The sequence below is a fragment of the Pseudomonas sp. 382 genome (genome assembly GCF_002759075.1).
Lineage (GTDB): Bacteria > Pseudomonadota > Gammaproteobacteria > Pseudomonadales > Pseudomonadaceae > Aquipseudomonas > Aquipseudomonas vlassakiae.
This window is the reverse complement of the sequence record NZ_PEMX01000032.1, coordinates 20,546-42,595: the sequence shown is the minus strand read 5'-3', so window position 1 is coordinate 42,595 and position 22,050 is coordinate 20,546. Positions and strand designations below refer to the sequence as shown.

Genomic DNA, 22,050 nt, shown 5'->3' with positions numbered 1-22,050 from the left:
CTGTGGGAGCGGGCTTGCCCGCGAAAGGGCCGGTACAGCCCAGAAAATTTTTGCTAGTTTTGGCGCACAACAACAGGAAGTGCGCCATGAGCAGCCTCACCCAACCCGCCACCGCCTTTCGCCAGGCCACGGCCGACGGCTATAGCCTCGGCGGCTTCTGCTGGCGTCACGCCCACCCCGACGCCACGCGCCCGCTGGTGATCATCAACGCGGCCACTTCGGTACGCTGCCGCTATTACTCGCGTTTTGCCGACTACCTGTTCGCCCAAGGCTGCGATGTACTGACCTACGACTATCGTGGGATCGGCGAATCACGCCCGCATACCCTGCGCGGCTTCCAGGCATCGTGGAGCGATTGGGGCCGGCTGGATTTCGAAGCCATGCTGGCGCATGCCGCCACGCATTTTCCCGGGCAGCCGGTGGACGTGGTGGGCCACAGTTTTGGTGGTTGCGCCGTCGGCCTGGCGCCGTCGGCCGGGCAGGTACGGCGGGTGGTGATGGTCGGTGCGCAGTTCGCCTACTGGCGCGATTACGCTGCCAATCAGCGCTGGCGGCTGTTTGGGAAATGGCATGTGGTGATGCCGTTGCTGACCCGTGCCTTTGGCTATTTTCCCGGCAAACGCCTGGGCTGGCTTGAGGATACGCCCGCCGGCGTGGTGCATGACTGGACCGCTCGCACACCGCGCTACGAACAGCGCCCGAGCGGGCTCGGTCTGGCAGCGTTGCCCTTCGCTCAAGTAAAGGCCGCGACCTTGGCCATCAGCCTGACCGACGATCCGTTTGGCACGCTGGCGGCGACCGAGCGTTTGCTGGGGTATCTGCCTGCGTCGCAGCGGCGGCATTTGCGGATTGCGCCTGTGGATATCTCGGTCGATGAGATTGGCCACTTCGCATTCTTCCATGATCGGTTTCGCGAGAGCCTGTGGCCGATTGCGCTGCATTGGTTGCAGAAGGGCGGGCTGGCAGATGAAGTGCCAGGGGTAATGATCAGTTGAAATTCTGGGGCCGCCTTGCGGCCCTTTCGCGACACAAGGCCGCTCCCACAGAAGAACTGCATATCCTTGTGGGAGCGGCCTTGTGTCGCGAAAGGGCTGCGAAGCGGCCCCGGCATTCTCAAGCGTTGCGCGAGAGAGGCAGCTCGGCGAACTTCACGCCGGCCAGCCCATGCTTGATCAGTGCACGGATATTGCCATGGTCACTGCCCTCAGGCGTGGCCAGCACGTCACGGTAGTGCTCGCCGAAGGCCAACAGCGCTTCCTGGTCGCTCAAGCCTTCCAGCAGGGCCAGGCCGAGGGTCTTGCACGAGCCTTCGTTCTGCCCGGCAGCATTTTCCACGCCACCGTTGTTGAATGCCTGAGGCTGGTAGCTGTAGTTGCCAGCAATGAAGGCCAAGGTATCGGCGAAGGCGTGTTGGCCGCTGGCCAGGCTGGTGCGCAGGGTGTTCAGATCAGTCACGAGGTTTTCCTTGTTCAAACGCCGCTTGCTGCTCGGCGCTGGCTTCTTTCTGATATTGGGCTTTCCACTCGGCGTAGGGCATGCCGTACACCGCTTCCCGGGCATCATCCAGGCTGATGTCGACCTGGCGCTCGTCAGCGGCGGCCTTGTACCACTTTGACAGGCAGTTGCGGCAGAAGCCGGAAAGGTTCATCAGGTCGATGTTCTGTACGTCGGTGCGTTTTTGCAGGTGTTCGACCAGGCGCCGGAACGCGGCGGCTTCGAGTTCGAGCTGTTGTTGCTCAGTCATGTCAGTCTCTCAGATCATGCGGTTCTTCAGGTGGCGGCCACCGTTGATGACCACTTGGCTGCCGGTGCTGTACTGGCTGGCGAGCAAGTATTTCACTGTCTCGATCAGTGGTCCGGCGCCGGGTTCGAATTCCAGCAGGGCCTTTTTCAGGGTCTGCTGGCGGTAGGCCTCGTCACCGCCTTCCTTGAGGATCAGCAGGCCCGGCAAGATACCGTTGACGTGCACCTTGGGCGCGTATTTTTCGGCAAACGACAACACCATGTTCTGCAGCGCGGCCTTGGTCGCGGCGTAGCCGATGTGGCCTTTGCTGCCGCGTGAGGAGGTTTCGTCGCAGATGTGGATGATATCGGCCTTGTCGACCTTGTTCAGCAACTCGCCGAGCGCCAGGTTGAGGTGATACGGCGCTTCGACGTGCAGATGGAACATGGTCTCGAGGTTGTCGAGGCCATCGTCGAGCCACAGCGAGGCGTTGTGAATGATTGCACGCAGGCCGTCATAGTTGCGCTGCAGGTGGTCGATCAACGCTTCACGGTCGGCTCTGAGGCAGAGGTCGGCCTGGAACTGCACGATGTTCGGGTGCGCGGACTGCGCCTGGAGGCTGCGGCTGGCACTGACCACCGTATGGCCGGCTTGAGCCAGCTCAAGGGCCAGGGCCAGCCCGACGCGCTGGCTGGCGCCGGTGACGAGAATAGGGCTGTTCATGTGCGGGCGGTCAACTTGTCTGTCCTGTCGTTGCCGCCCAGCATACCCGAACTGTCACCTCTTGTATGACCTCTGCTCAGCGGCTGCGCAGCGCCGGGCTGGCGGTTGGCGTGGCGTGCAGCCAGTTGGCCAGCAGGCGGGTGGACAACGGGATGAAGAAATAGACCATGACGGGTGTCAGCGCCAGCGTGCTGAGCATCACCCGGGGTACCAGCTCGAACGTAGCGAGCCAATGCCCGAACAGGGCATTGAACAGCAGCGAGACCGGGAAAAAGGCCAGCCAGATGGCCACGGCCTGCTTCCAGCGAGGTGGTTTTTGCACCATATTGGTGCCAAACCAGTCGTCAATGCCGCTGACGCGCCTCTCTTTGGGGCGCTCGAACAGGCCGTTGCCCCGGGCGAGCCAGGCCCGGCGCGAGGCGGAATGCTCCCAGGCGTGCAGGGTGGGCTCGTCGCTGAAGCGGAAAATGATCTGGAATTCGTCGCTGTGGCGGGGCGGCGCGAGGATGCCCGAGCCGAGGTAGCCGGGGAAGTCGGTGGCCAGCTGCTCGCCTTCGTGCAGCCAGGCCAGCAGGTCCTGGTAGCGGCCATGGGCGGCGCGGCGCGATACCATCAGGGTGACGGGTGGGGTAGACATCGTGTATCTCCTGGCGACGGGGCTGGCGGGTAGCCGGCTCCTGACTGCGTGGCCCGGGGTGGTGGGCAACGTCAATCTCCATGCAATAATCGGGCACGCGGCGGCATCGTGGTGACAGGCTGCCTTTGTCGACTGATCTCAAACGATTGCTGGTTTGCAGCACATGATGTCGTAGTACAATTGCCGCTCAACTTCCGCACACAGGTCACTCCAGTGCAGATGAACAAACAGGGACGTAGCTCGGCTATCGAGGCAGGCCTGCAACACCAGGACCTGTTCCCCATTCGTGAGGTTTCCCGCCTGACCGGCGTCAACACCGTGACCCTGCGTGCCTGGGAGCGCCGTTATGGGCTGATCCAGCCGACACGCACCGACAGCGGTCACCGGCTGTATTCCCAGGCAGATATCGAACAGGTCCGCAGCATCCTGGGTTGGCTCGAACGTGGCGTGGCGGTCAGCAAGGTCGGCGGCATTCGCGCGCGCGGCCAGGCCGTCGCCCAGGCCGTGGTATCGCCTGACAGCAGGGCACAGTGGCAGGCTCAGATACGCCAGGCGGTGAATCGCTTCGACGCGTCAGGCCTGGATCTGCTGTTCGATCAGGTGTTCGCGGCAATCACTCAGGACCAAGTGTTCAGCGAGGTGTTCTTGCCGGTCTGGCATGATCTTGGCGCAGGGCAAGGGGCGTTCGGCCAGGCCAGCGAGTGGCTGTTCCTCGACCAGTTCCTGCGTGGCCGGGTGTTCTCCCGTTTGCAGCTCTCCCGTCGGCGGCGTGCGCGCCATGTGCTGCTGGCTCCCCTTCCCGGGCTGTGCCACGAACTGGAACTGCTGGTGACCGGCTTGCTGCTGGGCTGCGAGGACATCGGCGTGAGCCTGCTCATGCCCGGCCAGGCGCTGGAAGAACTACCGCTGGTCTGTGAGCGCCTGCGGCCGGATGCGCTGGTGCTGTTCGCCAACCACGCGCCGACCGTCGAATTGAACAAGCGCCTGCGGCGTCTGGCAGCAGGCCTGGAATGCCCATTGCTGCTTGCCGGTGAGGTGTCCGAGAGTGCTCAGGACAGCCTGGCGGGCAGCCCGGTTGCATGCCTCGGTGCGCAAAGTGAGCTGATGCGGCGTCGCTTGCAACAGTATCTGGCTGGTCAGCTCGATACCTGATCGTGCAGTTCTGGATGGGCCTGGCGATGGGCGTGCAAGATGTACTCACGCAGTCGGTCGATTTCTTCACCCGGGCTGCGGCTGAGGTCGTAGGCGGCCAGGTCCGGGCCGATGCTTCGGCGCAGCCTGCCATGCAGGCTGATCGGGCTGATGCCATCCGGGGCGAAATGCAGATCGAAACGCGATGGGGCTTTGGCCGGGCCACGCACCTCGAGCAACGCACCCTTGAACGAAATGTCCCTGACCAGCAGACCACTGGCCTTGCCCTGGGCATCCAGCAGGGCGCTGGGCTGATCCATCGTCAGGCGCCAGGGGCGCAGCGTGGGGCCGTCGTCTTCGTAGATTTCCGGTGAGCCGATCTGCAAATGAACGGCATGGAACTCGTCTTCCACCAGTTGCAGCGGGAAGCTGATCTGCTGGTTGTTGAACTGCGCCTGCAGGGTCACCTGCTCATTGGCCACCAAGCGGGCGAGCAGTGACTGGATGTGGCGGTCACCATTGACCAGCAGGCTCGACATCGAGTCGGCCAGGTTCAATTGCGGGGAATGCTGCATGTCCTGGATAAAGTCCAGTTCGTCCTGGGTCAGGAGCGCTTCTGCTTGCATGATCGAACTCGATGATGACGATTTCTTCAACGGCAATTGACCGTATTCACAGCGCTTGGTTCAGGCGCGTTCGTCGGCATTCCGACGAGCGTGCATTTCGGCCAGTTCGCGCTCGAGTTCGACTTGCCGGCTGACGTCCTTCTGGATACCGATGAAATAGGTGCGCTGGTCGCCAGCGTGCCTCACTGGGGTGATCGACAACTCGTTCCAGAATGCACTGCCATCCTTGCGGTAGTTGCGCAGTATTTCACGGCAGGGACGGCCTTCGGCCAAGGCCTTGCGGATGCGTGCGCGGCCCAGTTGATCGCGATCATCGGCCTGCAGGAAGCGGCAATCCTGATAGAGGATTTCATCCCGGCTGTAGCCGGTCAGGCGTTCGAAGGCCGCATTCACGTAGATCAGGATGGTGTCGTCGCCTTCCTGTTCGGCGACCACGATCCCGTCGTTGGATGCGTCGACCATCGATTGCAGCAGCTGCGCGTTGATCATGTCCGGACCATTGAGGCAATGAAGGGGACTGGGGTGGAGGCGGCCTTTTGCTGGCGCCGAATGCTAGTATCCTACGTTTTAACTCAGTTTCGGAATCCTCTTCCTGATGAAAGTCGCCATTATTTCCGGTTCGGTGTACGGCACCGCCGAAGAAGTCGCCCGCCATGCCGAGTCGTTGCTCAAGGCTGCTGGCCTTGACGCCTGGCATGCTGCCCGTGCTACCCAGCAGGATCTTGAGGGCTTTGGCCCTCAAGCGTTGCTCGCGGTGACTTCGACCACCGGCATGGGAGAACTGCCAGATAACCTGATGCCGCTTTTCAGCAGCATTCGCGACACCCTGCCTGCGGCCTGGCGTGGGCTGCCGGGCGCGGTGATTGCCCTGGGCGATTCGAGCTATGGCGATACCTATTGCGGCGGTGGCGAGCAGATGCGTGAGCTATTTGCCGAACTGGGGGTAAGGGAAGTGCTGCCGATGCTGAAGCTCGATGCCAGCGAGACCGTGACCCCAGAGACTGATGCCGAGCCTTGGCTGGCAGCGCTTGTTCAAGCGCTGAAAGCCTGAGGCGTTTCCTCCCGCAACAATGTGAGCCAGGCCTGTGCTGCACGCGACAGGTAGGCTCCACGCCGCCAGATGAAGGCGATATCCCAGCGTAGATCGGTCGGCGCCTCGAGCGGCACGCGCACCACCCCGGGGCGCTCCAGCGCTTTTGCCACCACACGGGGCAGCAGCACCACGCCCTGGCCGGCCGCGACCAGCGCCACGAGGAAATCCGCCTGGCCGCTGCGGCCACCTTCCTTCGGGGTGAAGCCTTGCTGCTGACAAGCCTTGAGCAAGCGGTCGTTGAGCACGAAGCTGCGTTGGTACAGCAGAAACGGCGTATCCGCCAACTGCTTCAAGCTCAACGGGCCCAGCCCGGCAAGCCCATGCCCGGCAGGCAACAGGACATCCAACGGTTCATTGCAGAACGGCTGGTATCCGAACGCCGGGTCGCTCGGGGTGAGGCTGCCGCCCAGCTCCAGTTCGCCACTCTTGACTGCCTGTTCGACGCTACGGCTGCCGCCCTCAAGTAGCTGAATGGCGATGTTCGGATGGCGCCTGCGGTATTCGGCGAACAACCCGGCGAACAAGGTATCGCTGCCCAGCATCGGCAAGCCCAGGCGCAACTCGCCGCGCGCCATGTGGCTGAGGTCGTCCAGCTCACTGAGCAGCTCCTGACGCTGGCGCAACAGCGCTTCGCCGCGCTCTAGCACGATGCGCCCGGCTGCCGTCAGATGCAGTTGCGAGGCTTGGCGCTCAAGCAGCGGATGGCCCACATCTTGCTCCAGCTGGGCGACTTGCTTGCTCACGGCTGACTGGCTGATGTGCAAGGTCTGCGCGGCTTGGGTAAAGCCGCCGCGATGGATGACTTCGATGAAGCTGCGTAGCTGTTTGAATTCCATGATCGCGATTCCATTGTGGAATGGCTGCCAGTCTAACAATTCGCTTTTGGCCTAGGCAGACGAATCTTAAAATGAGGGCCTGTCGAGGAACGTTCACCCATGAAACCCGCATTACTGAAGAAAACGCTGCGCCTGCTCGCCGAGCTGGCGGTGCTGCTTGCCCTGTTCCTGTTCGGTGGTCAACTGGCCGCCTGGCTGAGTTGGCCGATTCCGGGCGGAGTAATGGGCCTTGGCCTGCTGTTGCTGCTGTTTGCCTTTGGTGTGCTCAAGCCGGCCACCTTGCAAATGGGCGCTGGCTGGCTGATGGCGGAAATGCTGCTGTTTTTCATCCCGGCACTCATGAGCCTGCTCGATTACGGCAGCCTGGTGCAAAGCGAAGGCTGGCGTATTTTGCTGGTCATCGCCGTGAGCACCCTGATGGTCATGGTGGTGACCGCCGTCACCGTGGAAGCGGTCTGCCGCTGGAGGCTGCGCCGTGAGCCTTGAACCCATGCCGCTGTTCTGGCTGGTGCTGACCTTGGTCGCCTACCTGGCCAGCCGCTGGCTTTATCGGCGCACCGGACGCTACCTGATGTCGCCCCTGATTCTGGTCCCGGCATTGCTGTTGGCGGTGGCTGTGCCACTGCACACGGCCTACGCCGAGTATTCGCGCAACACCCATTGGCTGATGAGCGTGCTGGGCCCGGTGACCGTGGCCTTTGCCGTGCCGATCTGGCAACAGCGGGCGATGCTGGCGCGTCATTGGCCTGCGCTGTTGATGGGTATGGTGGCCGGCAGCGCGGCGTCGATCGCCAGTTCCTGGAGCCTGGCGCACTTGCTGGCGCTGGATGATGCGATCAGCCTGTCGTTGGTGCCGCGTTCAATCACCACGCCATTTGCCATGCCGCTGGCCCATGACCTGGGTGGCGTGCCAGAACTGACGGCGGTATTCGTGATGTTCACCGGGGTGCTGGGTGCGATGTTCGGCGGCCTGCTGCTGCGCTGGCTGCCATTGCGTACACCTCTGGCGCGTGGCGCGCTGTTCGGTGTGGGCGCGCATGGTGCGGGGGTCAGCCGGGCTCGCGAAGTGGGCTGTGAAGAGGGTTCGGTGGCCGGCCTGGTCATGGTCCTCACCGGCCTGCTCAACCTGTTCGCCGCGCCATTGCTGGCGATGCTGCTATGACCGTACGAGCCACTGACTCGCTCGGTCATCAAGCTGGCTGTTAACGCAATTTTCACATGATGGACCGGTGATTACACTCGGCCTCGATATAGAGAGCACATGAAAGTGCCGAGGTGAATGCAATGACCGCAGCCTTGCCCTATCCCGTCATCACCCCTCCACCGGGACAATTCTGATGCCTATGGCCGAGATTCCATTGCGCGTCTGGCGTACCCGGGGGCAGGATTTTTCGTTCCGGGGCCAGAGCATCCGCTACTGGACCGCAGGGCAAGGAGAGCCCCTGCTTCTTTTGCACGGATTTCCCACCGCAAGTTGGGATTGGCATTACCTATGGGCGCCGCTGACCCAGCGCTTCCGGGTGATTGCCTGCGACATGCTCGGCTTCGGCGATTCTGCCAAGCCGCTCAACCACCGCTACAGCCTGATCGAGCAAGCAGACCTGCAGCAGGCGTTGCTGAGCCATCTGGATATTCGCCAGCCGATTCATCTGCTGGCGCATGACTACGGTGGCAGCGTCGCTCAGGAACTGCTGTCGCGCCACCACGAACAGCGTGCCGATATCGCCAGTTGCGTGTTCCTCAACAGTGGGTTGTTCCCGGAAAGCTGTCAGATCCCAAGAATCCAGAAGCTGCTGCTCAGTCGCCTGGGCTGGCTGGTGGGGCGTTCGTTCGGGCGCGACGATCTGGTGCGCAACGTCATCCAGATCTACGGCCCGTGCACCCACCCAAGTGAAAGCGCGCTGGACGATTGCTGGAGCCTGATCGCCAGCCGCAACGGTACGCGCATCCTGCACAAGCTGGTGGGTTACCAGCCTGAGCGAAGGCAGCACCGCGAGCGCTGGGTCGGGGCTTTGCAGCGCAGTGGTGTGCCGTTGCGGTTCATAAACGGCATTGCCGACCCTTTGTCCGGTGCGCAGATGGTCGAGCGCTATCGGCAGCTGGTGCCGCACCCCGATATCGTGCAACTGCAAGGCATCGGCCACTACCCGCACACCGAAGCGCCGGCGCAGGTGCTGCGCCATTACCTGGCCTTTCGCGAACAGCTGCTGAGCTATTTACCGCAGAAAGTCGCCTGGTCCTGAGCCGCGATCATCGCCTGCCGTTATCGCCCGGCATTCAGCCAGGGTGAGCTTGATTGTTCGCTTGCCTGGGCGGGCGGACAATCGATGCATTCAACCTGACCTGGAGCCTTGAGCATGAGCGAGCCGGTACGTCTGCAAGACCGTGTAGTGATCGTCACCGGAGCCGGTGGCGGCCTGGGCCGTGCCCATGCCTTGCTGTTTGCCGCACGTGGCGCCAGGGTCGTGGTCAATGACCTGGGCGGCTCGACCCATGGAGAAGGTGCCAATGCGTCGGCCGCCGACAAGGTCGTGGCCGAAATCCGCGCTGCCGGGGGCACTGCGGTGGCCAACCACGATTCGGTGGGCGACGGTGCGCGCATCGTCGAACAAGCGCTGGACAGTTTCGGCAGGGTCGATGTGCTGGTGAACAACGCCGGCATCCTGCGCGACAAGGCCTTCCACAAAATGGACGACAGCGATTGGGATCTGGTCTACAAGGTCCACGTCGAAGGCGCCTACAAGGTCACCCGGGCTGCCTGGCCACACCTGCGTGAGCAGAACTGGGGGCGGGTAATCTTCACTGCTTCAACCTCGGGCATCTACGGCAACTTCGGCCAGGCCAACTACGGCATGGCCAAACTGGGGCTGTATGGTTTGACCCGCACCCTTGCCATCGAAGGGCGCAAGCATGGCGTGCTGGTCAACGCCATCGCCCCGACCGGTGGCACGCGCATGACCGAAGGGCTGATACCCCCACAGGTGTTCGAGCGGCTCAGGCCGGAGTTGATCAGCCCTTTGGTGGTCTACCTGAGCAGCGAGCAGTGCCAGGACAGCGGCGAATTGTTCGAGGTGGGCGGTGGCTGGGTGGGCAAGGTGCGCTGGGAGCGTAGCCTCGGTGTCGGTTTCAATCCCGAGCAGGGGTTCACCCCGGAGCAGGTCGCGGAACACTGGGCGCAGATTGGTGATTTCGAAGGGGCAGTGCACCCGCAGGACAACCTGCAGGCGTTGCAACAGATGATGGCCAACCTGCAGAAATAAAAAAGGCCGCTGCAAGACGCAGCGGCCAATCGAGACGTTAGATCAAGGAGCTTCAAAATCAACGTCGGTGAACCTCGCGGGCCTGAAAGGCGGGGGGTAGAGCCCTTCATGCCGGCCAGTGAGGCAAGAATAAGCGCTTGATCCAGTGGGAAAAATAGCCGCTTGTGACATTCACCTTTACGTTTCGGGCAACAGTGCCGGCGGGCACTTCACGCCGCTGGCGAATAGCCCATGCGCCAGCTGGTATTCCGCGCCGCTGCCAGCAGGCGCTGTGCAGCTGGTCCGTGTTCATCAGCGTGAAAGATCGAGGTCGGGCCGACCACGGTCATCACCGCCGCGATCTGCCCCATGGCGTTGAATACCGGGGCAGATAACGCATCCACACCTGGCATCAAAAGGCCGTGCACATGGTGCAGGCCTTGTTGGCGGATGCCTGCCAGCAAGCCTTCGTAGTCGCTGGCGCGCTGCTGCAGCACGGCCAGCTCGCGGTCACGCAGCTCGACGGTTTCACGCTCGGGCAGATGGGCTGCAAACACCAGGCCGGTGGAGGAACTGAGCAGCGGCAGCACCGAACCGATCTGGGTCACCACCGTGACTGCGCGCACGGCGGGCTCGATGCTGACCACGGTGGCGCCCTGATTGCCCCACACGGCGAGGAAGCAACTCTCGTTCAGCTCATCGCGCAATTGCGACAGTGGCAGTGCTGCCACTTTCAGTACATCAATGCTGCCCAGCGCCGCCAGCCCCACGCGCAATGCCTCGCGCCCCAAGCCATAGTGGTTGGTGGCGGCATCCTGCTCGGCGAAACCACTGGCGATCAGCGCCTGCAGGTAGCGGTGCACCTTGCTCGCCGGCATCTGCACATGTTCGGCCAGGCGCGACAGCGAGGTAGACGGCGACAGTTCAGCGAGGGCCTTGAGAATGTCGGTGCCGACTTCCGCCGAGCGGACTTTCTGCTTGCCGTTGTCGGCGGGGGGGCTGGCTTTGGCCATGGGTAGGAGGCTTCCGGATTTTTCGCGTCGCGCCTTTATAGCTTGACGCCTGGCGGGGAGCAAATTACGTTATTCGTAATCTGATTACGACAAAAACAATATCCGGAGGCTTCGATGAACCGCGACACGTCCCCCGATCTTCAATACCTGAGCGGTTTCGGCAACGAATTCGCCAGCGAAGCCCTGCCAGGCGCCCTGCCGGTGGGGCAAAACTCGCCACAGAAGGCCCCCTACGGTTTGTACGCCGAACTGCTGTCGGGCACGGCGTTCACCATGGCCCGCAGCGAGCTGCGCCGTACCTGGTTGTATCGCATCCGCCCGTCGGCCTTGCACCCGCGCTTCGAGCGCCTGCAGCGCCAGCCATTGGGCGGCCCGCTGGGCGCGGTCACGCCCAACCGCCTGCGCTGGAATCCGCAGCCCATCCCCAGCGAGCCAACCGATTTCATCGAAGGCTGGCTGCCGATGGTGGCCAATTCGGCCGCCGAGAAGCCGGCAGGGGTCAGCATCTACATCTATCGCGCCAACCGTTCCATGGAACGGGTGTTTTTCGATGCCGACGGCGAACTGCTGCTGGTGCCGGAACAGGGCCGCCTGCGCATCGCTACCGAACTGGGCGTCATGGATGTCGAGCCTCAGGAAATCGCCGTGATCCCGCGGGGCATGAAGTTCCGTGTCGAATTGCCCGATGGCCAGGCCCGGGGCTACATCGCCGAAAACCACGGCGCGCCGCTGCGCCTGCCTGACCTGGGCCCTATCGGTAGCAACGGCCTGGCCAACCCGCGTGATTTCCTCACCCCGGTGGCGCACTACGAAGAACTCAATGGCCCGGTGCAACTGGTGCAGAAGTTCCTCGGTGAGCATTGGGCCTGCCAACTGCAGCACTCGCCGCTGGACGTGGTCGCCTGGCATGGCAGCAACGTGCCCTACAAGTATGACCTGCGCCGTTTCAACACCCTTGGCACGGTCAGCTTCGATCATCCGGATCCGTCGATCTTCACCGTGCTGACTTCGCCGACCAGCGTGCACGGCATGGCCAACATGGACTTCGTGATCTTCCCGCCGCGCTGGATGGTAGCCGAGAACACCTTCCGTCCACCGTGGTTCCACCGCAACCTGATGAATGAGTTCATGGGCCTGATCAACGGTGCCTACGACGCCAAGGCCGAAGGTTTCCTGCCGGGCGGTGCCTCGTTGCATGGGGTGATGAGCGCCCACGGCCCGGATGCCGAAACCTGCGAAAAGGCCATCGCTGCCGAGCTGGCTCCGCACAAGATCGACAACACCATGGCTTTCATGTTCGAGACCAGCCAAGTGCTGCGCCCGAGTCTGCAGGCCCTCGACAGCCCGCAATTGCAGGCCGACTACGATAGTTGCTGGGCCACCTTGCCGAGCACCTTCAACCCGAACCGGAGATAACCCATGAACCAGACCGCCATTGCCCGTAGCTGGGTCGAGCACGCCAACGGGCACAGCGACTTCCCGCTGCAGAACCTGCCGCTGGGCATTTTCAGCCGCCCGGGTGAAGCACTGCGCTGTGGCGTCGCCATCGGCGATGCCATCCTTGACCTGGAGGCCGCGTTGGCCGCGGGCCTGTTCACTGGCCAGGCCAAGGCAGCGGTGGAAGCCACCCGCGGTGGTGCGCTGAACGCGTTCTTCGCCCTGGGGCGTGCTGCCCGGGTGGCGCTGCGTGAGCGTCTGCTGGTGCTGCTGGGCGAACACAGCGAACACCAGGCTGAACTGAAGGCTGCGCTGTATCCAGCCAGTGAGTGCCAGTTGCACCTGCCGGCCAAGGTCGGTGACTACACCGATTTCTACGTCGGCATCCAGCACGCCACCAATGTCGGCAAGCTGTTCCGCCCCGACAATCCGCTGCTGCCCAACTACAAATACGTACCGATCGGCTACCACGGCCGCGCCTCGACCTTGCGTCCCTCGGGGGCCGAGGTCCGTCGCCCGAAAGGCCAGACCCTGCCGCCCGGCCACACCGAACCGAGCTTCGGCCCCTGCGCGCGGCTGGACTACGAACTGGAGTTGGGCATCTGGATCGGCCAAGGCAACGACATCGGCCAGGCCATCCCGATTGCCGAAGCTGACCAGCACCTTGCCGGCCTGTGCTTGCTCAATGATTGGTCGGCGCGGGATATCCAGGCCTGGGAATATCAGCCACTGGGCCCGTTCCTGTCGAAGAGCTTCATCACTACGCTTTCGCCTTGGGTAGTCACTGCCGAGGCCCTGGAGCCGTTCCGCTGTGCCCAGCCGGCCCGGCCGAAGGGGGACCCGCAGCCGCTGCCTTACCTGCTCGACGAGCGTGACCAGGCCAATGGCGCCTTCGATATCGAGCTGGAAGTGCTGCTGCTCACCGAGCGCATGCGCGAGCAGGGTATGCCGGCCCAGCGTCTGGCCTTGAGCAACACCCTGAACATGTACTGGACCGTTGCCCAGCTGATCACCCACCACAGCGTCAACGGCTGCCAGTTGCAGCCTGGCGACTTGTTTGGTTCCGGCACGCTGTCCGGTGCCTCACCCGATTCGTACGGCAGCCTGCTGGAGACCACCGTAGGCGGCAAGCAGCCGGTGGAGCTGGCCAGCGGCGAAATCCGCAAGTTCCTCGAAGACGGTGACGAGATCATCCTGCGCGCCCGCTGCAAGCGTGAGGGCGTGGCCAGCATCGGCTTCGGCGAATGCCGCGGCAAGGTCATCGCAGCCAACTGAGGGAGCAGGCCATGGAGCTGTATACCTATTACCGTTCCACCTCTTCCTATCGGGTGCGCATTGCCCTGGCGCTGAAGGGCCTGGACTACCAGGCCCTGCCGGTCAACCTGCTCAAGGGCGACCAGCGCGGTGATGCCTACGTCGCGGTGAACCCGCAAGGCCGGGTGCCGGCCTTACGAACCGACGGCGGTGAATTGCTGGTGCAGTCGCCAGCGATCATCGAGTACCTGGAAGAGGTTTATCCACAGCCCGCGTTGCTGCCGGCTGGCGCTGCGCTGCGGGCCAAGGTGCGTGGCGTGGCGGCAATCATCGGTTGCGATGTGCACCCGCTGCACAATGTCAGCGTGCTCAACCAACTGCGCCAGCTGGGCCACGACGAGGCGCAGGTCAATCAGTGGATCGCACACTGGATCGGCCAGGGGCTGGCCACCGTTGAGCAGTTGATTGGCGATCACGGTTATTGCTTTGGCGACGAGCCGGGGCTGGCGGATGTCTACCTGATTCCGCAGCTGTATGCGGCCGAGCGCTTCAACATCGACCTCAGCGGCTACCCCCGCATAGCCCGGGTCGCTGCACTGGCCAAGGCGCATCCGGCGTTCGCCAGGGCGCACCCGTCCTGTCAGGTGGACACGCCGACTCAGTGAATCGAACGGTTCACTGCCGGTAGCTTGCCGATACGTTCGGACAGCTTAAGGCGCTGAACCGGGTCGTCGGTCAGCAGCAGGGCGTGTTCCAGGTCGAAACGTTCGGCCTGCGGGCAGTCCAGGTGTTGATACAGCGTTGCGCGGGTCATGTAGTCACTGACTTGGGCCGGGCCCAGTTGCATGACCCGTTCGGCGTCGATCAGTGCAGCCAAGTGGTTGTCGTTGCTCATATGCAACTGGCGCAGGTTGCGCGAAAGGCGCTGCAGTATCTGTGTGGCACTGGCGCTGCGCAGGTGTTCGGCAGTCAGCGGCACATGCGGGCCAAACTGGCGCGCCAGCAGCTCGCGGCAGTCCTTGGGGTACAGGCGCCGGCCCCCACAAGGGTCGAGCAGGTGGTCGGCACCGGGTACGCGCAGCAGGAAGTGCCCAGGGAATGCCACGCCTTCCAGGGGTATGGACAGGCGCCGGGCGAGTTCCAGAGCAACGATCGCCAATGCCAGGGGCTGGCCGCGTCGGCGCTGCAGTACCTTGTCCAGCAACGCCGCATGCGGCCGCAGCGGATGGAGTTCGTCCTGCTGGAAACCCAGTGCATTGAGCTGTCGCAGCAGCGGCTGGGCCAGTTCGGATAATGGCAGCATGGGCAGGCAGGCACTGATCTGCCCTTGCAGGTTTTGCAACGTGGCAAGGCTGGCCGCAGGCTCGACCTTTCGATCATGCTCGGCGGCAATCCACAACGCAGCTTCCAGCAGGGCGACCGGCTCGCGCTCCAGGCAGGCCAGGCAGGCTTGACGTGGCTTCATCAGGGCTCTCCACACACGCTTGAGTATTAGCCGTGGGGCGTGGATTCGTCCAGTGGTCCGCCGACGGCGCCGTACCTTGGCGCATGCCTATACTGGTAGGAGCACCTCGTTGGGGAGCCTGTCGATGTTCGCTCTGATGCTAAGCACCCGTACCCAGTCGCTGCACCTGTTCATTGACCCGCCCACTGGCCTCAAGGCCGTAGTGGCGATTCACAGCGAAAAATTGGGCCCTGCAGTGGGGGGGTGTCGCTACCTGCCCTATGCCGATGACGAGAGCGCCATGACCGATGCCATCCGCCTGGCTCAAGGCATGAGTTACAAGGCAGCACTGGCGGGCCTGCCGTTGGGTGGCGGCAAGGCGGTGATCATGCGCAACCCGCATGTGGAAAACCGTGCGGCACTGTTCGAGGCGTTCGGCCGCTTCATCGATACCTTGCAAGGGCGTTTCATCATTGCCGTCGACAGTGGTACCTCGACCCTGGACATGGACTGCATTGCCCAGAGCACACCGCATGTGACCAGCACCACGGCCTCTGGCGACCCGTCACCGCATGCTGCCATGGGCGTGTTCGCCGGCATACGCGCCACCTCGCAGGCACGCCTGGGCAGCAGCAACCTCGAAGGCTTGCGCGTCGCTGTGCAGGGGCTGGGCAATGTCGGTTATGCCTTGGCCGAGCAACTGCATGCGGCAGGGGCGGAGTTGCTGGTCAGCGACCTGGACCCTGGCCGCGTACGCTTGGCGGTAGAGCAGTTCAATGCTCACCCGGTGACCAATGACGCCCTGATCAGCACCCCTTGCGATATTTTCGCGCCCTGTGGCGTGGGCCCGGTGCTCAATGGCCAGACGGTGATGCAGCTGCGTTGCGCGGCGGTGGCGGGGGCGGCCAACAATCAGCTGACCACCTTGCAGGTGGCGGATCAGCTGGAGTCGCGCGGCATTCTGTATGCCCCTGACTACGTGATCAATGCCGGTGGCCTGATCTACGTAGCGCTGAAGCATCACGGAGGCGACCTGGGTACCATCACTGCGCATCTGGCGCGGATACCGACGCGGTTGACCGAGGTGTTCGGCCATGCCCAGGCGGAAAAGCGCTCCCCGGCCAGAGTGGCGCAGATGCTGGCCGAGCGCATGTTGTACGGTTGAGGGCCTGGCGCAACTGCCTCAATCATGCATGAGCCAGGGCCTCAGTTGCTTGAGGTTGGAGACCACTACCTGTTGCGCTTCAGGGCTGGTCGCCACGTTGCGCGGGTCGATCTGATGGCGCTGCAGCACATACTTGACCAGAGCCCTGCGGCTCGGCACCACCAGTCGCCCGTCAATCATGCCGAAGTCGGCTTCGATGATTGCCTTCTGCGCCTCGTTCAAACGCTCGTCGGGCTTGAAGATCACCGCAATTTCGGTATTCCAGTCTTCATCCTGTGCCCGGGGGTTGGGCGACTCGTCCAGCAGGCCCGGCTGCCCGCGCAAACGGCTGAGTACGAAGTCGCGGTACTGACGGTTCTTTTCACAGTACGCCCGCACATGCCAGCGCATGCCGGTGTAGACCAGCGTGTGCGGGGCGATGAGGCGTATTTCGACGTTCGGCGTGTTGAGTGAAACGTACTCGGTTTCCAGGCGCAGGCCTTCACGGCAGGCCTTGAGCAGGGGGCGCAGAACTTCTGGCCGAATGGGCCGGTCCGGTACTTCGAGCACCTTGGTGTGGGCGTAGGCCAGTGCCAGGCCGTCAATGTGCGGAGCGCGTTCACCGTTCTGATACAGCAGTTGCAGGTAGGCGCTTGCGCTGTCCTCGATGAACTTGGGTATGAACTGATTGCTGGGTACATAACCCTTGAGCTGTTTGTCGTACACCAGGTTCTTCGGCGCATGCTCGGTGATGTAGGTATTGATGTCCTTGGATGCCTGCTGCCGGCTGATTCCGAAGCTCTGCATCAGGTGGCCGGTGGTCAGGCGGCCTTCCCACCAGGCGACGGTCTCGATCAGCTTGTAGCGCAGTGCCAGGTCCCAGCGCACCTGCTCGACGGTTTGCCTGCGTTTCATGATCTCTCCTGGGAAGGCATGCCTGGGAGGTGCCTTGCAGGCGGTGACCCCGACTCGGAGGTGCGGCCTACTCGCTGGCTTTTTCCGCTGTATCCAGCTCAGCCAAAGCCGCCGCATTGCTCTTGAACGCCGCTGCAAACACAGCCCTGTTCTTGGCCATGAAGATGCTGGCCTCTTCGGCGATGTTTTCATCCAGCCCAGGTACGTGTTTAACCAGAACCTGAGTAAGCACCTCGGCCAGTTCCAGCATCTGGTCATGGGCATCTGCGAGTTTGCGGTCCAAGAACGTGGTCTCCAAATCGCGCGTGCTGCGGTAAAGAATCTCAACAGCCATACGAGGCCTCTCGGTCAGTGGGGCAGGGGCGCTGTGGTGCGCCTGCTGCTGTGCGGTTCAGTTGCTATCCAGGCAGTCGGGCAGAATGCCGTCACCGAATACTGTATCTATATACAGTAATGACAAGGCAGTCATTTCGCAACCGGAAATTGTAGCTGTACCGAATTCGCTCGCTGCCCGTGCCTTGCGGCAATCGGTCGCCTTCCAAGGCAGGGGCCTGGCCCTTTAACTGCATGGCACAAGCGTCACAGGCGTGACGCATCATCCTTCATGTCGTATCGGGGAATCGCACATCGTGGATATCAAATGGGCTGAAAAACTGCGCAAGGGCCTGCACGGCTCGGCCGACGCGCTGGGCAACCTGTGCGTGGAAGCGTTCCACTACCTGGCGCTGTTCGGCATTGGCGCGATTACCGCCTACGCGGCGGTGGTAACGTTCCTGGACATGCTCGGCAAGGGCGGGGTCAGCGTCGACGACATCCTGCTGCTGTTCATCTACCTGGAGCTGGGGGCGATGGTCGGTATCTACTTCAAGACCAACCACATGCCCATTCGCTTCCTGCTGTATGTGGCGATCACCGCGCTGACGCGCCTGCTGATTGGCGACGTGTCGCACCACAAGGCGCCGGACGAGGGGCTGTTGTACGTGTGCGGTGGTATCTTGCTGCTGGCGTTCTCGATCCTGGTGGTGCGCTACGCCTCTTACCGCTACCCCTCGACCAAGGTGCTGGACGCCAGCGGCAAGGAAGTGGAGGAGGGTAAGTGAGGGGCTAACCGGCTACCGCTGGCAATGGGCTCAGGCATCGTTGAATCCTGGCTGGCGCCTGGCAGAGCGTCGTGACAGCGGGTCGCGCACGGTGGCGCCGACAGGAGAATAAATTGAGCAGAAATACCGAAGCTGTACATGCCCACCTGAAGCAGGTGCTTGCGCCGTTGGGGCTCGACCCGAATGGGGTGTATGTCACCGAAGTCGCCGATGTCGTCGAATTGAAAGTGGTCGGCAGCCGTTCCCTGGTGGAGGAGTCGTTGTACTGGCTCAAGCGAGGCCAGGAGCCCACTTACGACCAGGGCCTGGTCGGTCTGTTCCACCGCTCCAATAGCTTTGATGCCGCGCACCGCGTAGGTAACTGGCGCCTGACGGAGTTGGAGAAAGCAATCGGCGAGATGCTGACGCTGGCCTGATCCTCAGTTGGCCACGCTCACTGCTGCGAACGGGCGGGCGTCAGGGCGCGTATCGCGGGTCAGGGCGGCCAACACCTGCAACGGGTTCTGCCCCAGTTCGATCGCAAGGCCCAGGCGGATGCTGTCGATGACCCGTTGCAGGCGCACAGGGTCGTTGCGCTGGGCCTGGCTGATGAGGCGCTTGGCAACCACGCCGGCGTCATCGGAAAGGGTCAGCATGATGCTGCCGTCCAGCCGTTCGATACTCAGGTTGATCCGGTATTCGGAGGCGAAGGCGGCGCTGATCTGTTCAAATGGATTGTTCATGGTCTGGGTCCGCAATGGATGACTGCAGAAGTTGACCGGGTAACCTGCACGATGGTTCATCCCCATTGATCGGTGCAAACCAAAACGCCCGGCGCGAGCCGGGCGTTGTTGTTCAGGAAGCCTGTCAGGCGTCGGGGTCAGTCAGTTCCAGTACCCCGCGCTTGCTGCGCAGTTTGCCGTAGAAGTGTTCCAGCGCATTGTTCAGCTTGCTGGCGGCACCGTCGACCGCCTGGTCAAGTGAAGTGGCAGTGTGGGTCACGGAAATCGGCTGATGGCCTTTCGGGCGAGCCTCCAACTGGCAGCGTTTGTCATGCGGGCCGGGCTTGGCGCCGTTCTCGTCACGCAGATGCACCTCGATGCGGGTGAGGTCGTCGTCATAGCGTTCGAGGGTGGCTTCCAGCGTACTGCGGACCCACTCGTTGAGACGGATGTTGCCTTCGATATGGTTGCTGCTGTTGACCTGGATTTGCATGATTCCAATCCTTATTCAGCTTGCTCGCATGGAGGCGTGCCTAGGCCATTGAGGGCCTTGGTATTTCTGCGCCTCTTGACTCTAAGGTCAGGCAACGGCGAAACGAATACAACCCCTTTTTGAAAATAAATTTTCTGTAGCAAATTCATTGGAGGGGGCCGCCAACATGGATTCGCCGCGAGCCTTGCAGCGCCTGTGCGATCGAGCGCCGCGCGGGCGACGCTCGGTCTCATAGGCGCTGAATATCTGACGGCGAACACCCGATAGCCTCCATAGAGATTTTGCTTATGAGAATTAAACTCATTACTATTGCATCCCCATTCCCCGGACCCTCGCCATGAAGCGCTCCGCCGCCGGACTCCCTCTCAGCTATCGCCTGGCCGTGGTTTCACGCAGCCTGGCGGCATTGCTGGGCGGCTATCTGCTGGCGTCGTCGATCAGTGTCTGCCTGGCCCTGCTGCTGCCGTTGCCCCAGGTCGACGCCACGCTGTCCGGCCTGATGCTCTCGTTTGTGTTCTACCTGCTGGCCTTCATCTGGTGCTTCGCCTGCCGCAGCGCCTTGCGTGCCTGGCTTGGCGTGTTGTTGCCGAGCCTGGTGCTGGGCCTGCTCGGCGGGTTCGCCTACTGGACGAAGAACCCATGAAGGAAGGCTTCCGCCAGGCCATGGCCTGGCTGCACACCTGGACTGGCCTGATATTCGGCTGGCTGCTGTTTGCCATCTTCCTGACCGGCACCCTGTCGTACTTCAAGGAAGAGGTCAGCCACTGGGCGCAGCCGGAAGTGCGCCGCCATACGCTCGACCCGGTGACCAGCCTGGGCTTGGCCCAGCGCTATCTGGAGCGCAACGCCGCGCACTCGGACAGCTGGATGATCCGCCTGCCAAGCGAGCGCGACGCCGCCTTGAACGTCGGCTGGCGCGACCCCGAGGGTGGGCCTCGGGGCTTTGTCAGGAAGAACCTGGATGCACAGAGCGGGCAGCCGGTCGATGCGCGCGAAAGCCGTGGCGGCGAGTTCTTCTACCGCTTCCATTTTGAACTGCAGATGCCCTATCCATGGGGCCGCTGGCTGTCGACGCTGTGTGCCTTCATCATGCTGCTGGGGTTGGTCACCGGGATCATTACCCACAAGAAGATCTTCAAGGAGTTTTTCACTTTCCGCCCTGGCAAGGGCCAGCGCTCATGGCTGGATGGCCACAATGCCATTGGCGTGCTGGTGCTGCCGTTCCACCTGATGATCAGCTACAGCAGCCTGGTGCTGTTCATGTACATGGTCATGCCGGCCAGCATCATGGCCAGTTACGGCAATACCAACGGGTACTTCAATGACCTGTTCGGCCGCGACCAGGCACCCAAGCCAGCCCATGTCGCCGCGCCTCTGGTGCCGCTGGCGAGCCTCCATGCCAAGGTGCAGGCGCTGGTGCCGGGCGCACGCATCGGGCTTATCCAGGTGCAGAACGCGGGCGATCGCAATGCCCGTGTCGTCTTCACCCAGTCATCGGCGGATAACGTCCCCTACAAGCGCAGTGCCAACTGGACCTTCGATGGGGCCTCTGGCGAACTGCTGAAACAGGGCGCGCCGGAAAGCGCCGCGATGATGACCTCGTTCAGTTTCGCCGGCCTGCACATGGGCAACTACGCCGGGCCTTGGCTGCGTTGGTTGTACTTCGCCTTCGGGCTTGCCGGCACGGCGGTGATCGGCACCGGCCTGGTGATGTGGCTGGGCAAACGCCAGCTCAAGCATGCCAGGAGCGAACGTCTGCCGGGCGAGTTGCGCCTGGTCGAAGTGCTCAACATCGCCAGCATGAGTGGCCTGGTGCTGGCCGTGGCCGGTTTCTTCTGGGCCAACCGGTTGCTGCCGGTGGCACTGCATGGGCGTGCTGACTGGGAGGTGAACACGTTCTTCCTGGTCTGGCTGGCGTCACTGCTGCATGCCGTGCTGCGCCCGGGGCGCAGGGCCTGGGGCGAGCAGCTGGCAATGGGGGCACTGGCTTTTGCCCTGTTGCCGTTGCTCAACGCCTTGAGCACCGGCCAGGGGTTGAACGTCTCTGTGCCTGAGGGTGACTGGGCCATGGCCGGTTTCGACCTTACCGCCCTGGCGTGTGGGCTGTTCCTGGCCTGGGCCGCGAGCAAGATGCTGCGCCCACCGAAGCCCGTCGCAAAACGTGCGGCGAAGGCGGCCAAGGTCTCGCCCAAAATGGTCGAGGTGCAGTGATGCTGAGCATTGCCCTTATCGGTTTCGCCGGTTTCGCCGCGCTGTGCCTGGCGATGGAAAAGCACTACAACGAGCTGCTCAAGCACAAGCCCCGCCCGGCCCAGTTGCGTGCACTGCGCGCTGGCGGTTGGCTGCTGCTCATATTGTCCCTGGTGCTATCCGTTCACTGTCGTGGCTGGGCCCACGGGCTGGTGGAGTGGGCCGCGCTGTTGATGGCCGGCGTTACCCTGTGGGTGTTCGGTCTGCCTTACATGCCGCGGGCGTTGCTGGGCCTGGCTGCCGCCAGCCTGGTACTGGGCCCGCTGTTGGCCGTGGTTGCGGGGTGATGCC

29 protein-coding genes are annotated in these 22,050 nt (G+C 62.9%); 16 read left to right on the top strand and 13 right to left on the bottom strand.

Features of this window, described 5'->3' with window-relative positions:
• Nucleotides 1-86 precede the first annotated feature (86 nt).
• The gene (locus CQW31_RS25195) at nt 87-995 is read left to right on the top strand and encodes an alpha/beta fold hydrolase (RefSeq protein WP_099815673.1); all 909 of its coding nucleotides are present in this window, start codon (nt 87-89) and stop codon (nt 993-995) included.
• A gap of 118 nt (nt 996-1,113) precedes the next feature.
• On the opposite strand, the gene CQW31_RS25190 is transcribed toward CQW31_RS25195, so the two are convergent.
• The 4 genes from CQW31_RS25190 to CQW31_RS25175 all read right to left on the bottom strand — a co-directional run bounded on the left by CQW31_RS25190 (nt 1,114) and on the right by CQW31_RS25175 (nt 3,083).
• Complete coding sequence (locus CQW31_RS25190; RefSeq protein ID WP_178075589.1) at nt 1,114-1,455, bottom strand: HopJ type III effector protein; 342 nt, start codon at nt 1,453-1,455, stop codon at nt 1,114-1,116.
• Nucleotides 1,448-1,744 carry a DUF1244 domain-containing protein gene (locus CQW31_RS25185; RefSeq protein WP_054884724.1) on the bottom strand — a complete coding sequence of 99 codons (297 nt, stop codon included), beginning with the start codon at nt 1,742-1,744 and terminating at the stop codon, nt 1,448-1,450. Before CQW31_RS25185 ends, CQW31_RS25190 begins: the two co-directional genes overlap by 8 nt.
• Before the next feature lie 9 nt (nt 1,745-1,753).
• Complete coding sequence (folM, locus tag CQW31_RS25180; protein ID WP_054884723.1) at nt 1,754-2,446, bottom strand: dihydromonapterin reductase; 693 nt, start codon at nt 2,444-2,446, stop codon at nt 1,754-1,756.
• 76 nt (nt 2,447-2,522) lie between these two features.
• Nucleotides 2,523-3,083, bottom strand: a complete 561-nt coding sequence (locus CQW31_RS25175; RefSeq protein ID WP_054884722.1) for a hypothetical protein — start codon at nt 3,081-3,083, stop codon at nt 2,523-2,525.
• A 219-nt stretch (nt 3,084-3,302) separates the two neighbouring features.
• Between CQW31_RS25175 and CQW31_RS25170 the strand changes: the two genes are divergently transcribed.
• On the top strand, nt 3,303-4,235 hold the full coding sequence (locus CQW31_RS25170; protein ID WP_099815685.1) for a MerR family transcriptional regulator: 933 nt from the start codon (nt 3,303-3,305) through the stop codon (nt 4,233-4,235).
• Here CQW31_RS25170 and CQW31_RS25165 read toward each other — a convergent pair.
• Both CQW31_RS25165 and CQW31_RS25160 read right to left on the bottom strand, forming a co-directional pair.
• Complete coding sequence (locus CQW31_RS25165) at nt 4,220-4,840, bottom strand: hypothetical protein (RefSeq protein ID WP_099815671.1); 621 nt, start codon at nt 4,838-4,840, stop codon at nt 4,220-4,222. The genes CQW31_RS25170 and CQW31_RS25165 overlap by 16 nt on opposite strands.
• Nucleotides 4,841-4,900: 60 nt before the next feature.
• Nucleotides 4,901-5,329 carry a PAS domain S-box protein gene (locus CQW31_RS25160; protein WP_054884720.1) on the bottom strand — a complete coding sequence of 143 codons (429 nt, stop codon included), beginning with the start codon at nt 5,327-5,329 and terminating at the stop codon, nt 4,901-4,903.
• A gap of 106 nt (nt 5,330-5,435) precedes the next feature.
• On the opposite strand from CQW31_RS25160, the gene CQW31_RS25155 reads away from it, so the two are divergent.
• Nucleotides 5,436-5,891 carry a flavodoxin gene (locus tag CQW31_RS25155; RefSeq protein ID WP_054884719.1) on the top strand — a complete coding sequence of 152 codons (456 nt, stop codon included), beginning with the start codon at nt 5,436-5,438 and terminating at the stop codon, nt 5,889-5,891.
• On the opposite strand, the gene CQW31_RS25150 is transcribed toward CQW31_RS25155, so the two are convergent.
• Nucleotides 5,873-6,769, bottom strand: a complete 897-nt coding sequence (locus CQW31_RS25150; RefSeq protein ID WP_099815670.1) for a LysR family transcriptional regulator — start codon at nt 6,767-6,769, stop codon at nt 5,873-5,875. The genes CQW31_RS25155 and CQW31_RS25150 overlap by 19 nt on opposite strands.
• 99 nt (nt 6,770-6,868) lie before the next feature.
• On the opposite strand from CQW31_RS25150, the gene CQW31_RS25145 reads away from it, so the two are divergent.
• The 4 genes from CQW31_RS25145 (at nt 6,869) to CQW31_RS25130 (ending at nt 10,029) form a co-directional block, all read left to right on the top strand.
• On the top strand, nt 6,869-7,255 hold the full coding sequence (locus CQW31_RS25145) for a CidA/LrgA family protein (RefSeq protein WP_099815669.1): 387 nt from the start codon (nt 6,869-6,871) through the stop codon (nt 7,253-7,255).
• Nucleotides 7,245-7,931 (top strand): LrgB family protein, encoded by a 687-nt coding sequence (locus CQW31_RS25140; RefSeq protein ID WP_054884716.1) that lies wholly within the window; start codon nt 7,245-7,247, stop codon nt 7,929-7,931. Before CQW31_RS25145 ends, CQW31_RS25140 begins: the two co-directional genes overlap by 11 nt.
• Nucleotides 7,932-8,106: 175 nt before the next feature.
• On the top strand, nt 8,107-9,012 hold the full coding sequence (locus CQW31_RS25135; protein WP_099815668.1) for an alpha/beta fold hydrolase: 906 nt from the start codon (nt 8,107-8,109) through the stop codon (nt 9,010-9,012).
• Between the two features lie 114 nt (nt 9,013-9,126).
• Entirely contained in the window at nt 9,127-10,029 is a 903-nt protein-coding gene (locus tag CQW31_RS25130) for an SDR family oxidoreductase (RefSeq protein WP_099815667.1), read from the top strand.
• Between the two features lie 209 nt (nt 10,030-10,238).
• On the opposite strand, the gene CQW31_RS25125 is transcribed toward CQW31_RS25130, so the two are convergent.
• On the bottom strand, nt 10,239-11,021 hold the full coding sequence (locus CQW31_RS25125; protein WP_099815666.1) for an IclR family transcriptional regulator: 783 nt from the start codon (nt 11,019-11,021) through the stop codon (nt 10,239-10,241).
• Nucleotides 11,022-11,135: 114 nt separating this feature from the next.
• Between CQW31_RS25125 and hmgA the strand changes: the two genes are divergently transcribed.
• Genes hmgA through maiA form a run of 3 tightly spaced genes read left to right on the top strand, consistent with a single transcriptional unit; the run spans nt 11,136 to nt 14,377 of the window.
• Complete coding sequence (gene hmgA, locus CQW31_RS25120; RefSeq protein ID WP_099815665.1) at nt 11,136-12,437, top strand: homogentisate 1,2-dioxygenase; 1,302 nt, start codon at nt 11,136-11,138, stop codon at nt 12,435-12,437.
• A gap of 3 nt (nt 12,438-12,440) precedes the next feature.
• A complete protein-coding gene (fahA, locus tag CQW31_RS25115) occupies nt 12,441-13,733 on the top strand; it encodes a fumarylacetoacetase (protein WP_099815664.1) in 1,293 nt (430 codons plus the stop codon).
• Between the two features lie 11 nt (nt 13,734-13,744).
• Nucleotides 13,745-14,377: a maleylacetoacetate isomerase gene (gene maiA / locus CQW31_RS25110; protein ID WP_099815663.1), complete on the top strand. Its 633-nt coding sequence runs from the start codon at nt 13,745-13,747 to the stop codon at nt 14,375-14,377.
• Here the strand turns inward: maiA and CQW31_RS25105 are convergent.
• Complete coding sequence (locus CQW31_RS25105; protein ID WP_099815662.1) at nt 14,371-15,177, bottom strand: SirB1 family protein; 807 nt, start codon at nt 15,175-15,177, stop codon at nt 14,371-14,373. The two genes, maiA and CQW31_RS25105, sit on opposite strands and share 7 nt — an antisense overlap.
• Nucleotides 15,178-15,301: 124 nt before the next feature.
• On the opposite strand from CQW31_RS25105, the gene CQW31_RS25100 reads away from it, so the two are divergent.
• Complete coding sequence (locus tag CQW31_RS25100) at nt 15,302-16,321, top strand: Glu/Leu/Phe/Val dehydrogenase dimerization domain-containing protein (protein ID WP_099815661.1); 1,020 nt, start codon at nt 15,302-15,304, stop codon at nt 16,319-16,321.
• A gap of 18 nt (nt 16,322-16,339) precedes the next feature.
• Here the strand turns inward: CQW31_RS25100 and CQW31_RS25095 are convergent, their stop codons facing one another.
• Nucleotides 16,340-17,215, bottom strand: a complete 876-nt coding sequence (locus CQW31_RS25095) for a WYL domain-containing protein (RefSeq protein ID WP_099815660.1) — start codon at nt 17,213-17,215, stop codon at nt 16,340-16,342.
• A 67-nt stretch (nt 17,216-17,282) separates the two neighbouring features.
• Entirely contained in the window at nt 17,283-17,549 is a 267-nt protein-coding gene (locus CQW31_RS25090) for a YebG family protein (RefSeq protein WP_054884706.1), read from the bottom strand.
• Between the two features lie 295 nt (nt 17,550-17,844).
• Between CQW31_RS25090 and CQW31_RS25085 the strand changes: the two genes are divergently transcribed.
• Together CQW31_RS25085 and CQW31_RS25080 are read left to right on the top strand one after the other, a co-directional pair.
• The gene (locus CQW31_RS25085) at nt 17,845-18,315 is read left to right on the top strand and encodes a phosphate-starvation-inducible protein PsiE (RefSeq protein ID WP_054884705.1); all 471 of its coding nucleotides are present in this window, start codon (nt 17,845-17,847) and stop codon (nt 18,313-18,315) included.
• Nucleotides 18,316-18,428: 113 nt separating this feature from the next.
• Nucleotides 18,429-18,731, top strand: coding sequence for a hypothetical protein (locus CQW31_RS25080; RefSeq protein ID WP_099815659.1), 303 nt, complete (start codon nt 18,429-18,431; stop codon nt 18,729-18,731).
• A gap of 3 nt (nt 18,732-18,734) precedes the next feature.
• Here CQW31_RS25080 and CQW31_RS25075 read toward each other — a convergent pair whose 3' ends face one another.
• Entirely contained in the window at nt 18,735-19,037 is a 303-nt protein-coding gene (locus CQW31_RS25075; RefSeq protein WP_054884732.1) for a DUF3509 domain-containing protein, read from the bottom strand.
• A 124-nt stretch (nt 19,038-19,161) separates the two neighbouring features.
• On the bottom strand, nt 19,162-19,509 hold the full coding sequence (locus tag CQW31_RS25070; RefSeq protein WP_054884703.1) for an HPF/RaiA family ribosome-associated protein: 348 nt from the start codon (nt 19,507-19,509) through the stop codon (nt 19,162-19,164).
• Between the two features lie 337 nt (nt 19,510-19,846).
• Here CQW31_RS25070 and CQW31_RS25065 point away from each other — a divergent pair, with 337 nt between their 5' ends.
• The 3 genes from CQW31_RS25065 to CQW31_RS25055 are packed head-to-tail and all read left to right on the top strand — an operon-like array spanning nt 19,847 to nt 22,046.
• Nucleotides 19,847-20,152, top strand: coding sequence for a DUF3649 domain-containing protein (locus tag CQW31_RS25065; protein ID WP_099815658.1), 306 nt, complete (start codon nt 19,847-19,849; stop codon nt 20,150-20,152).
• Complete coding sequence (locus CQW31_RS25060) at nt 20,149-21,720, top strand: PepSY domain-containing protein (RefSeq protein WP_054884701.1); 1,572 nt, start codon at nt 20,149-20,151, stop codon at nt 21,718-21,720. Before CQW31_RS25065 ends, CQW31_RS25060 begins: the two co-directional genes overlap by 4 nt.
• The gene (locus CQW31_RS25055; RefSeq protein ID WP_099815657.1) at nt 21,720-22,046 is read left to right on the top strand and encodes a DUF3325 domain-containing protein; all 327 of its coding nucleotides are present in this window, start codon (nt 21,720-21,722) and stop codon (nt 22,044-22,046) included. The genes CQW31_RS25060 and CQW31_RS25055 overlap by 1 nt, the downstream gene beginning before the upstream one ends.
• The last annotated feature ends 4 nt before the right edge of the window (nt 22,047-22,050 follow it).